The 11,520-nt window shown below is 50.1% G+C and carries 12 protein-coding genes and 2 rRNA genes; 8 read left to right on the forward strand and 6 right to left on the reverse strand.

Going from position 1 to position 11,520, the window contains the following annotated elements; genetic code table 11:
* From ABYK60_RS13180 to corA, 4 genes are all read left to right on the forward strand, one after another.
* A 23S ribosomal RNA gene (locus ABYK60_RS13180) occupies nt 1-438 on the forward strand; the annotation flags it as partial.
* A gap of 252 nt (nt 439-690) precedes the next feature.
* A 5S ribosomal RNA gene (gene rrf / locus ABYK60_RS13185) occupies nt 691-806 on the forward strand.
* Between the two features lie 180 nt (nt 807-986).
* Nucleotides 987-1,340 carry a hypothetical protein gene (locus tag ABYK60_RS13190; protein ID WP_372872488.1) on the forward strand — a complete coding sequence of 118 codons (354 nt, stop codon included), beginning with the start codon at nt 987-989 and terminating at the stop codon, nt 1,338-1,340.
* A gap of 101 nt (nt 1,341-1,441) precedes the next feature.
* Nucleotides 1,442-2,389 carry a magnesium/cobalt transporter CorA gene (gene corA / locus ABYK60_RS13195; protein ID WP_372872489.1) on the forward strand — a complete coding sequence of 316 codons (948 nt, stop codon included), beginning with the start codon at nt 1,442-1,444 and terminating at the stop codon, nt 2,387-2,389.
* A gap of 2 nt (nt 2,390-2,391) precedes the next feature.
* Here the strand turns inward: corA and ABYK60_RS13200 are convergent, their stop codons facing one another.
* Both ABYK60_RS13200 and ABYK60_RS13205 read right to left on the reverse strand, forming a co-directional pair.
* Complete coding sequence (locus ABYK60_RS13200) at nt 2,392-2,697, reverse strand: DUF3135 domain-containing protein (RefSeq protein WP_372872490.1); 306 nt, start codon at nt 2,695-2,697, stop codon at nt 2,392-2,394.
* A 156-nt stretch (nt 2,698-2,853) separates the two neighbouring features.
* Nucleotides 2,854-4,110 (reverse strand): HD-GYP domain-containing protein, encoded by a 1,257-nt coding sequence (locus tag ABYK60_RS13205; RefSeq protein WP_372872491.1) that lies wholly within the window; start codon nt 4,108-4,110, stop codon nt 2,854-2,856.
* Nucleotides 4,111-4,219: 109 nt separating this feature from the next.
* On the opposite strand from ABYK60_RS13205, the gene ABYK60_RS13210 reads away from it, so the two are divergent.
* A complete protein-coding gene (locus tag ABYK60_RS13210) occupies nt 4,220-4,912 on the forward strand; it encodes a 2OG-Fe(II) oxygenase (protein ID WP_372872492.1) in 693 nt (230 codons plus the stop codon).
* 45 nt (nt 4,913-4,957) lie between these two features.
* Here the strand turns inward: ABYK60_RS13210 and ABYK60_RS13215 are convergent, their stop codons facing one another.
* Nucleotides 4,958-6,307, reverse strand: coding sequence for an ATP-binding protein (locus ABYK60_RS13215; protein WP_372872493.1), 1,350 nt, complete (start codon nt 6,305-6,307; stop codon nt 4,958-4,960).
* Between the two features lie 3 nt (nt 6,308-6,310).
* Nucleotides 6,311-6,985 carry a response regulator gene (locus tag ABYK60_RS13220; protein WP_372872494.1) on the reverse strand — a complete coding sequence of 225 codons (675 nt, stop codon included), beginning with the start codon at nt 6,983-6,985 and terminating at the stop codon, nt 6,311-6,313.
* 178 nt (nt 6,986-7,163) lie between these two features.
* Between ABYK60_RS13220 and ABYK60_RS13225 the strand changes: the two genes are divergently transcribed.
* The 3 genes from ABYK60_RS13225 to ABYK60_RS13235 are packed head-to-tail and all read left to right on the forward strand — an operon-like array spanning nt 7,164 to nt 10,239.
* Nucleotides 7,164-8,018 (forward strand): putative selenate ABC transporter substrate-binding protein, encoded by an 855-nt coding sequence (locus ABYK60_RS13225; RefSeq protein ID WP_372872495.1) that lies wholly within the window; start codon nt 7,164-7,166, stop codon nt 8,016-8,018.
* 2 nt (nt 8,019-8,020) lie between these two features.
* Complete coding sequence (locus ABYK60_RS13230; protein WP_372872496.1) at nt 8,021-8,746, forward strand: ATP-binding cassette domain-containing protein; 726 nt, start codon at nt 8,021-8,023, stop codon at nt 8,744-8,746.
* Nucleotides 8,743-10,239, forward strand: coding sequence for a PhnE/PtxC family ABC transporter permease (locus ABYK60_RS13235; RefSeq protein WP_372872497.1), 1,497 nt, complete (start codon nt 8,743-8,745; stop codon nt 10,237-10,239). The genes ABYK60_RS13230 and ABYK60_RS13235 overlap by 4 nt, the downstream gene beginning before the upstream one ends.
* 21 nt (nt 10,240-10,260) lie before the next feature.
* On the opposite strand, the gene ABYK60_RS13240 is transcribed toward ABYK60_RS13235, so the two are convergent.
* Both ABYK60_RS13240 and ABYK60_RS13245 read right to left on the reverse strand, forming a co-directional pair.
* A complete protein-coding gene (locus ABYK60_RS13240; protein ID WP_372872498.1) occupies nt 10,261-10,608 on the reverse strand; it encodes a hypothetical protein in 348 nt (115 codons plus the stop codon).
* Nucleotides 10,609-10,723: 115 nt separating this feature from the next.
* Complete coding sequence (locus ABYK60_RS13245) at nt 10,724-11,428, reverse strand: hypothetical protein (RefSeq protein WP_372872499.1); 705 nt, start codon at nt 11,426-11,428, stop codon at nt 10,724-10,726.
* Nucleotides 11,429-11,520: the final 92 nt, after the last annotated feature.

Here is an 11,520-nt window from a genome sequence, read left to right on the forward strand (position 1 = left end):
CAAGAGTTCACATCGACGGCGGTGTTTGGCACCTCGATGTCGGCTCATCACATCCTGGGGCTGAAGCCGGTCCCAAGGGTATGGCTGTTCGCCATTTAAAGTGGTACGCGAGCTGGGTTCAGAACGTCGTGAGACAGTTCGGTCCCTATCTGCCGTGGGCGTTGGAAGATTGAGGGGGGTTGCTCCTAGTACGAGAGGACCGGAGTGAACGAACCGCTGGTGTTCGGGTTGTCATGCCAATGGCACTGCCCGGTAGCTACGTTCGGAATCGATAACCGCTGAAAGCATCTAAGCGGGAAGCGAGCCCCAAGATGAGTCTTCCCTTGGACCTTGAGTCCACTGAAGAGCCGTCCGAGACCAGGACGTTGATAGGCAGGGTGTGTAAGCGTTGTGAGGCGTTGAGCTAACCTGTACTAATGACTCGTGCGGCTTAACCATACAACCCAGATGGGTTTTGACTGATGGTTAGAGTAGATAAGTCTTGAAGAACCAGACTTGATTGAAGTGATAACTCAAGCTCGATAGAGCATCAGCTTTCTGAATTAACTGATTGGAAATCCTGGCGCAGGAAATCTCATGGCTGACAAAGCTGTGACGGAGCGAAAGGCGCAGTGTAGCAGCGCTACATGAGCACTTGAGCGAAAGAACAATGCAGTCAGACAAGAGATTAACCAGTCAGAACAGTTTATGCTTGGTGACAATAGCGCTCTGGTCCCACCTGATCCCATTCCGAACTCAGTAGTGAAACGGAGCAGCGCCGATGGTAGTGTGGGGTCTCCCCATGTGAGAGTAGGTCATTGCCAAGCGCCTAATAAGACGAAAAAGCCCCTGCTGAGCAGGGGCTTTTTCGTTTTTATATTCATAAGTGACTACTTTCCAATGCGAACTACCAGCATTTTGATTTCACCCCTGCTTTATAAGAGTTTCTTAACAGAACTTATCCCGCGCATGGTGTAAACTGACCCAGTTGCTTTGGGGAGATTGCTATGTTGCTGAAAATATTGCTGACGTTGGCTGTGATATTCACCGCTTACTTCTCTTATAAAAAGCGCAAACCCGTCGCACCTACGGCTTCAGCCAGTAGTTTACTGACCCGCTATCTGGCGGTGGGTTCCCTGTTTACAGTACTGCTTTTGAGCTCAGTGTGGCTCGGCTGGCGATGGTACGATGGAAATCGGGTTCTGACTGTGACTATTGTTTCGCCTGAACAGGGGGAAACCCAGGCCTTCAAAGTGCGCAAAAGAGATCTTGGCCAATCAGAGCTGGAAACCATAGAAGGACTGAAAATTCGCCTGTCGTCTCAGGAGCGTATTATGATCTCCAGCTCTGACCAGCAGTAAGTCAACGCCTTATTGCATATAACTCGCTTTTTATTCCACAGTTATCGGGTAAACTAGCCGCGATTTAAGATTGTCCCCATGTGAACGGGTTAGGAGGCTCTATGATCACTGCGTATGTGTATGAAAATCGTCAATTAACCATACTCGAGCTAGGCGTTCAGGATCCTATTCCTCCCCAAACCCTATGGCTGGATCTCTATAAGCCAGAAGATGATGAGCGTGATTGGCTGGCACAGTTTTCGGTGGAAGAGCTTCCCGATGAGGAAGACATCAATGAAATTGAAGCCTCTGCCCGTTTTTACCAGAACAGTGATGGCCTGCATATCAATTCGTTGTTTCCACAGCGTGTGGGGCAGGATGTACGTGGTGTTAACGTTTCCTTTAACCTCAGAACCAATTTCCTGCTGACTATCCGAGAAGAGGATGTTGGTCTTATCCGATTGCTCAGAAACTATATGCGTCTTGGTCGGCTCGAAGTGTCGACACCTCAGGAGCTTTTTATCGAGCTTTTCAATCTGAAAGTAGATTACCTGTCGGATTTGATTGAAGACGTCTACACGGTGCTTGAAAACGTGGGTGAAGAAGTATTTGAAACCCAGGAGCTGGATGAGGTTTTCAAGCTCATCACCATCCAGGAAGACGCCAACGGCAAAATCCGTTTAAGTTTGCTCGATACTCAGCGCTCTTTGCGTTATATGCAGCGTTATTATCGTGGCCAGCTTACCGATGACGATATGAAAGAGTTGCGGGAGATGCTGACGGACATCGAATCTTTGATGCCCCACAGCCAGTTTATTTTCGATAAATTAAACTTTCTGTTGGATGCCGCAATGGGACTTACCAGCTTGCAGCAAAACAAGATCATCAAGATTTTCTCGGTAGCTGCTGTGGTGTTTCTGCCGCCAACCCTGATTGCGTCCAGCTATGGCATGAACTTCACCACTATGCCAGAGCTCGAATGGCAGTATGGCTACCCCATGGCTATTGCCATGATGCTAGCCAGTGCTGCCGGCACCTATTTCTTTTTTAAACGAAAGCGTTGGTTGTAGGCTCAGGCCTTGAAAAGCGGAATAATGACAGCACTTTCACGTGCAAGGTAGTCTGGTTCGTTAATGATATTGTGAAGCGTATTCAGTTTGCTGCGCATCATACTCATAGCAACCACACAACGATGGTATGGATTACTGCAGCGTTCGAGTTGGCAATTTAAATTAAACACCAAGCATTCAAGTTGGTCGCGGTTGCTTTCTGAGCTTTCAATCAATTCACGATTTAAGGTGCTGCGAAGCTGTTCCAGTTCGTCAGGCTTGTTATCTGCCATCCATAATAGAGTGTCAAAATCTGGTAAGGGTGTCATGTTACCCCCTTCAACGCATCGGGCGTTTATGGTCACTCTTTCACACTAGACAAAGAGACATATCCGGACAAGACAACTTGGCTCTAAGTAAGAACCGTTGCGATATTACAAGTTATATAAGGTGGGGCAGACGCTGTGCATTGGCACAGCATCTGTTTAGCCTTTACTGTCCTGACCGAAGAAGTAAGTGACTCTTTCCCGGGGATTAAGGTACTTGAAGATTTTTTCGGGGATGGCGGCGGGTGGAAGGCACCTGACAATGCTCAACCCTTCTGCTTCGAGGTCGATTATCGGTGCCTGATCTTTTGGAACCAGAGCATCATAAACCATGATGCGTGGGAATAGCAGTTTACTGATGTTAACTCCCATTACCATGCCAAACTGGCCGCTGTTGAGTTCAACGACCGAGCCGGGAGGATAAATTCCCAACATCCGGATGAGCTGACCGATAAACTCATTGTTCAGTTTGCCTTTGTAATGCTTAAACAGATAGCCCAACGCGGCATAGGGGGTTTTCGCCTTGGTCATATTATCGGGGTGGCAAAGTTTATCGTATTCATTCACAACGGCTGCCAACTGGGATAATTGGCACAAATCGCCTTTTTTTAACCCTTTGGGATAACCAGTGCCATCCAGGAACTCATGGTGATTGGTAATAATTGGCAAAGCACGCTCGGGAAAGGTATCGGCGAGACGCACTAGCTCTGCTCCAAACGCCGGGTGCTGATTGATGAAGTTCTGTTCGGGAGTGGTCAAAGGTGCCTGTTTTTTCAATATTTGAGCAGGTACTTTTAGTTTTCCCACATCATGAAACAGTGCCCCCATTCCCAGGGCTTCGATATCAGCTCGTTCCCAACCAAGCTCTTTGCCAATAAGCATGCACAGCACTGCAACGTTGAGTGAGTGATAGTAAATGCTATCGTCATTTTTTGCGTCCCCCATTAGATGCAACACCAGGTTATCACTTTCCAGTAATTGACTGGTTATGTCTTGGATCAGCGCTTCGGCGTCCTGTATTGCATTTAAAGGTCGACTTCTTAATTTACTGATTAAACTTCGCATTTTGGCAAGTGAGCGGTCGAATTCCTGCTCGGTCTTACCCAAATCCCGACGCATTTTCTTGAGCTTTTCAATTTGATCTTGTTTTTGCTTATCGAGAGTCTCACGCAGAGGCGCAAGTGAGGTATCAGGTTTATTGCTGGAGGATGGAGTTTCTGTCAGCGGAGGAACGTCACTTCGGTCTAGATCCACAAACACATGTTCAATACCTAGGCTTTTAATCAGCTGGATCTGGGCATCCTGCTTCAGGCGAAAGCTGTTGAATAAAAAAGGGTGGTCCTTCCAAGCTACTGGCAGGCGAACAAAGTTTCCAACCTGTAGTTGGTTGACGTGTACCTTACAACTTTTATTCATATGGGTTCAGTCAATTACAATAGGGTGAAGTTTAGCCCAATGGTAATACTTTACAATTACTTAACTGGCATGTCAGCATAGTAATACGTATGTATTCCCCGAGTGTGACATGGATTTTATCGAAGTATACCCAAACGCGATACCGCCTGAGCTGTGCGATCGCTTAATTAATGTGCTGGAGCAACATTCTGGCGTGGTTGATGGTAAAACAGGCAACGGTGTAGACAAAGAAAAAAAGCTCAGCCGGGATATTACCCTTGATGCATTCAACGATTTGCTGCCTATTCGGAATGAGTTGCTTGGTTATGCCCTCAAAGGTACTGTGGATTACTTCGATAAGTATTCCATGGCTTTAATGGGAGCTGTGGCGGTTCAGGTTGCAGATGAACAGGGCAAGGCCGTAACCCTCACTCCCGCCAATTATGACACACTTGGCCATCCCAGAGCGGATGCGCTGGTGAAGTATCTGTATCGCAGTGGCACGGTAAACGTTCAAAAATACCCGATGGGGAAGGGCGGTTACCCGCACTGGCATTCGGAACAATTCCCTCAAGCCGGACACAATGAGGCATTGCACAGAGTTGTGTTGTATATGTTTTACCTGAACGATGTGGAACAGGGCGGCGAAACAGAGTTCTTCTACCAAAATAGAAAGCTCAGGCCTACCAAGGGCACTATGGTGATAGCGCCTGCTGGCTTTACACATACACACAGGGGTAATGTGCCTGTAAGCGGCGATAAATACATAGCCACATCCTGGGTGATGTTTAATCGTGCCGAGCAATTATACTCTGGTGGCTAAGCTGCAAGGCTATAATTGTTTGCAGATCAGCGCATTGGCTGTTGGTTAAAGAGGGATCCGGATCTTGAACATGGCCCCTTCAAGAATGGACTCTTCAATGGTCAGTACGCCGTTGTAGCTCGATACAATTTCGTGGCATACCGCAAGCCCAATGCCCTGGCCCGGGCTTTGGGTGTCGGCTCTGACTCCACGCTCAATTATCTTTTGGCGCAGGCTTTCGGCCACTCCCGGACCATCATCTTCCACTCTGAGTTCGAATTCACCGCTGCTGTTGATTTCGGCGCTGACCCTGACCATGCCAATACACAGCCGGAAGGCATTTTCCATTAGATTGCCACACAGCTCCATAATGTCGCCTTTATCGCCCGGAAACAGCAGCATGGGCGGAATACGCGCCGAAAATTGCACGTCTTTATCGCGATATATTTTGAACAGCATTTGCGAAAGCTGAGTCACCAGCGGCAGCAATGGGGTTTGTTCCTGCTTAAGCCCCTTACGCCCTAGCATGGCTCGTTTGAGCTGATACTTCACCAGATGATCCATCTGGCTGACCTGTTCCATTACCTTTTCGCCGGCTTCCTGTTGGTGCAGCGCTCTGTCATCCAGAATGGCATGCACCGCTGCCAGACGGGTTTTCAGGCTGTGAGCAAGGTCGTTCATGGCGTTTTGGTAACGTTCCTGCTGTGCAGCCGATTGCAACAGCAATTGGTTAAGAGCTTGGGTTACCCCTTCAAGTTCGACAGGGTAACCCTCCGAGAGCGATTTGGCTTTGCCGTCTGCGATGGATTTCAGCTCTTCCTGCATCCGCACCAGTGGGCGCATTCCCCAATAGGCGGCGCTGACCAACAGAATAAGTGCCAGCACCAGCACCAGCGCCAGCCTGAAATAGGTTCGGCGGCTGAACTTGCTGTACTCCTGCTCCAGCTTTTCGGCGTCTTTCATCACCAGCAGATTGTAATGAACCTTGGCAATGTCTACTGACAGCATGTAGATGTAGTAACCGCGATTGTCGGACAGAGTCAGGTAGTAGGGGGGGGATTCTCCTTTGATTTCAGCAAAGCGCTCGCAGGTATCAAACAGGCCACGGTCGACTGCCATGGAGGAGGTCCATACTTGCTTGAATCTGTCATCGCAGCTTGCCATCACATAACGTTCGGCTTTGCGGTTTTCTTCCAGCCAGGCACTGGTGTCGGGAATAAGATCGTGCTCTCGCAGCTCCGCTGCTACCTGAGGGATTTCGGCGATAAGTTGAGCGGTTTCTTCATTGTAGGAGTTTTGCGCATGAAGGATGTTCACCATCCAGGCTAAACCAAAACCAACCAGGGTAATGATGGACAAGGATGTCAGATACATCCTTGTCAGCAATCGACGTTTGGGCTTGAGCTTAAATCGCATGATTTAATGACAGGGCAGGTTGAATTTGTAGCCCTGACCCCGAATGGTCACTATGGGGTTATCGGTGCCATCGCGGGTCAGTTTTTTGCGCAGTCGGCTTACCATCACTTCAATGGTGTTGGGGTCACCTTCTTTGTCACCGTAAATTACGTCAAGCAGTCGCTGTTTGGCGACTACTTCATGGCTGTGACGCATCAAATACTCCAGAATAAGGTACTCAAATGCAGTAATTTCCAAGGGGGCATCATCAAGAGTAACCTGTTTGGCCGCAAGGTCGAGCTCCAGCGAGCCTGAAGTGATTTTGGGTTTTACAAATCCGGCACTGCGGCGTACCAACGCATCGAGACGGGCAACCAGCTCTTCTTTTTGAAAGGGTTTCACCAGATAATCATCGGCACCGGCATTAAGACCTTCCACCTTGTCCTGCCAGTTAACCCGGGCGGTCAGGATCAGTATGGGCGCCTTGAGCTCTGCATCCCGCAGGCGGGTGATTAGCTCAATACCATCCTGATCCGGCAGACCCAAATCCACAATGGCCACGTCAATGGGATAATTGGTCGCCTGAAAAAAGCCTTCCTGAGCCGTGTTGGCCACCTGTACCTGATTGCCCAGCTCACTGAGTTGAACCTTGAGGTGATGTGACAGCAAAGGATCATCTTCAACAACCAGAATTCTCATAACAGGGTTCCCATGCAAATTTTGGCCAGTTTACGTGCTAAAGGCTTGAGAGTAAAAATTTTCCACTATTCTATGACGAATATTCTTAATGAACGCTGACCGGTAAGGGCTCAAGCCCTTGTATGCCTGAGTGGATAGGTTACAATCCCTGCAAAAATTGTCCGCGGAAATTATCCCCATGAAATACATCACCAGGCTGCTGCTTGTGCTGCTGGCCGGAGTTGCTCCAGTCGCTTATGCCACCACCTTTACCTTTACTGCTATTCCCGACGAAGATGAAACCAAGCTGCGCAGCCGTTTCGAAAAAGTGGCTGACTATTTGGAAACCCAGCTTGGCGTTGAAGTAAAGTACGTGCCTGTGAAGTCTTACTCCGCCGCTGTGACTGCATTTCGTAATAATCAGGTGCAGCTGGCCTGGTTTGGTGGTTTGTCAGGTGTACAGGCACGTCGTCTGGTACCAGGCTCCGACGCCATTGCTCAGGGCTATGAAGATCAATTCTTCAAAAGCTATATCATTGCCCATCACAGCACTGGCCTGACCCAGAGCACAAACTTCCCGGCCATTGGAGGTTACACCTTTACCTTTGGCTCCAAAGATTCAACCTCTGGCCGTCTGATGCCGCAGTTCTATATTGAGCGCAACCTGGGTAAGCGTCCTGAAGATCTGTTTAAGCGTGTCGGTTTCTCGGGCGACCACAGCCGCACTGTGACTCAGGTTGAGGCCGGTGTGTATCAGGTAGGCGCAGTAAACTACAAGGTGTGGGACTCTATGGTGGAAGCCGGCAAAGTTGACACCAGCAAGGTACAGGTGCTGTGGGAAAGTCCGGCTTACCCTGACTACCAATGGACTATTCGTGGCGATGTAAACAAAACCTATGGCGACGGCTTTAAAGATAAAGTCACCAAGGTATTGCTGGAGATGAAAGACCCTGAACTGCTGTCTTCTTTCCCCCGTCAGTCATTTGTGCCTGCTGATAACGAAGACTATCAGCCAGTTGAAGATGTGGCCAAAGCCATCGGTCTTATCGACTGATTATGCTTGATATTCAAGGCTTAACCCTTGCCTATGGTGACCGGGAGATCCTGAGCGATCTCTCGGTTTCGTTTAGGAAGGGGCAAAAAGTTGCAATTTTGGGGGCCTCTGGCGCTGGCAAGTCAACCTTACTGGCGCATTTGCATCAAGGTTTGGCCGCTGATGCCGCCCTGTGTGCCCAAAGCCAGGGGCTGGTCGAGGGCTTAAGCCTCTTCCACAATATTTATATGGGGGCGCTGGCCCGCCATCATGCTTTGTATAACCTTGCTAATCTTGTAAGACCGTTCGGCTCGCGTCTGGATGAAGTGCACAAGATTTGCCAAAGCCTTGAGCTCGATATGCCTGCCTCCACCCTGGTGAGCCGCTTGTCCGGCGGTCAGCGGCAGCGGGTAGCCATTGGCAGGGCGCTGTATCAGCAAAAATCCATTTTTCTGGGGGACGAGCCGGTTTCCGCCCTCGATCCTGCCATGGCCGACAGGGTCATCCAGCATATCAATCGCAGTCACGAAACTGTGGTGATGGTGCTGCACAACCGTCATCAGGCGCTGACCCATTTCGATCGTATTCTTGGGCTTGCCGATGGCGGCTTGCAGCTGGATGCACCGGCTGCCAGCTTACAATTGGCGGATTTAGACCGTTTTTATTCCGCTGAAGATGAAACTAATGCGGCTCACGACAACTTAAGCCAAGAATATTTACCCGCAGCGCACCCGGGAGAACCCCGGTGATAACAGGCTTTTTTGGCCGCTGGCAGCGGCTGACCCTGGGGCTGTGGCTGGTGTGTTTCGGCGCTTTTTTCTTTGCTGATACCGAGATTATTGCCCTCGAGCCATGGAATGAACTGGGCCGCATGGCCAAGGGCTTTATTTCCCCTGACTTTCTGGCCACCGATCATCTGTTTGAAGCCCTGTGGCAAACGGTCAGCTTTGCACTGCTTGGTGTTGCCTTGGGGCTTGTTATCGGTATTCCGCTGTCACTGGTGTACCACAGACCCTGGGTTGCAGCCGGTTGCGCCTTTATCCGTGCTATCCACGAGCTTTTTTGGGCGCTGCTGTTTTTGCAGCTGTTTGGATTGTCCCCCATTAGCGGGGTGTTGGCGCTGGCGCTCCCCTACGGCACCACTTTTGCGCGGGTGTTTCATGACATTCTGTGCCGCGCCCCCAAAGACACAGGCAAAACCTTACCGGCTGGCACAGATGCAGTGAGTCGCTATGTGTATGCCAAGGTAGTGCATGTTCTGCCGGAGCTTCAGGCCTATGTGCGCTATCGCTTTGAGTGTGCGCTTCGTAGCAGTGCTGTGCTTGGCTTTGTGGGGATGCCGACCCTGGGCTTCCATCTGGAAAGTGCTTTCAAGCAGGGGCACTACAGTGAGGGTGCGGCGCTGCTGATGTTGTTTATAGTGCTGATTGGCACCTTGCCCTATTGGTGCAAAAAGGCCTTATTGCCTTTGTATCTGGCAGCTGCGGTGGTGTTCTTACCGCCGGTGGCCGCTATAGATGGCATGTTAATCTGGCGCTTTGTCAGTGAAGATATCTGGCCTTATGCCATTCGTCAGTGGTTTGGCGGTGAACTCACCCTGCTGCCGATGCTCGCTGACACAACCAGTTGGCTGATGGCGCTGCTTAAAAATCAGGCATTGCCCGGTATAGGCGCGACCCTGCTGCTGGCTTTTGCAGCGCTGGGGCTTACCCATATCCTGGTGCTGGTGATGCTTCCCCTTGGTTATCGGCCTTTGGTGGGGCGCCTTGGCGACTGGCTCAGCCGTGGCTGGCAACTGCTGCTGCGCTCGGTACCCGAGTATATTCTGGCGTTTGTGTTTATGTTGCTGCTTGGCCCTTCAATGTTGCCGGCTATTCTGGCGCTGGCGCTGCACAACAGCGGCTTGATAGCGTTTTTGACCAGCCGCAATGCTAATCGAATTCTTCCGGGGGCTGAGGATAAAGCGGGGCTGGATGGCTTTGGCTATCGGGTGCTGCCGGTGATTTATCCGGGCATGATGGCGCTGCTGTTTTATCGGTTTGAAGTGATTTTGCGGGAAACCGCCATTCTTGGCATGCTCGGCGTGGCGACGCTGGGCTTTTACATCGACAGCAATTTTTCGGAAATTCGCTTCTCCGGCGCTTTGGTGCTGATGGCGGTAATTGCTTTGGTGAACGTGGCGGTTGATGCCGCGGCCCGCCGTGCCCTTGGGCAGGAGAGCCGTCAGCGGGAACGCTGCTAACGCATTAATATCTCATCAATATTATGCTGCTGGCGCCAGTGTTTTGGTGCGTTTGAGGCGGATTATGCCTTCACAGCACCAGGCAGCAAAGGCAACAAATACCATTACCGCCGACATGATACACAGCAGGCGTATCCAGGGGGCACCTGTGGCAAGGCGCATGCTCACATAATCGAAGGTTGCGACGCCCCATACCGCAACCACAGCGCCCAGCAGCACCAGCTGCAAAGCACGCAATGCGTATTCGCGGCCAAAACACAACAAAGGTGCCGCGGCAAAGGCCAGCGCACCAACGAGATTACTGTATCTTAAGAAGTGCGCACCGGTGAGCAAACAGGCCAACACAATCAATAACACACGCCACCACATAAAATACCCTATCAAAACAGTCTGGATTGTGATGCCAGCTTAACGGGAACTGAGTCAGTGTTCTTTAAGCTGCATCACATATCCATGATTTACGGTGACAGGGTGCGCGGTTTGCTCAGTTGCTCAGTAAAGCTTTCAATTCGTCCCGTTGCTCATCGGTCAGCTTACTGTCTTTGAGAAGCTCTTTGAGCATACTGAATTGTATAGCCTGACCATCGATACTGTGCAGTGCCATCGCCAACTCATTGTCCCCAGCATGATGCAATACCATGACTCTGTGTCCATCTTCATCCAAATCAATTTGTTGTACGCTGGATACCACAATTTCAGAAATCGTATCTCCAAGTTTGGATATGTCTTCACCCAATAAAGACATTTCTTCACCGCGTGCTTCTATTTCCACTTCCCGGGCTTTGAGTTCTGATTTCAGAGCCTGGAGCTGGGCAACTCTTTCTTTGCTGAGTATATGGGTTTTGCCGCTGCGAATGGATTGCAGAGTGCTAATGATATCGGCACGACTCTCATCGTCCAGCACTGACAGTTTGTTATCGATAAGCGCTTCATCAGTGAGTTCATCTCCTTCCAGAGTAAAGTGTGAACTCTCGCCATCTTTTACTACTGTGATTTGTACTTTCTTGGGGGAGTCAGCTTCCAGTGTGACTTCCTCTGTGAGCTCGTTCGCTGGTTTGGTTTCTGTGGACGATACAGCGTTTTCTGCCGGCAGACTGGATGGTGCAGCCAAAAGCTCGCCGCTAAGCAGCATGGTTGAAAGTAAGGCTGTAAGAGCAAAACCCGAAGTTAGCAGCGCATGGTTTTTCATCGCAATTATCCTTTTGTTGAAAATAGAAATTGACCAAGGGTCGAGCCTGATTAACGCGATTTGCGTGCCAAAACGGCAAATTTTATGTAAAA

Origin of the sequence: Shewanella sp. (genome assembly GCF_041630135.1) — a bacterium.
Lineage (GTDB): Bacteria > Pseudomonadota > Gammaproteobacteria > Enterobacterales > Shewanellaceae > Shewanella.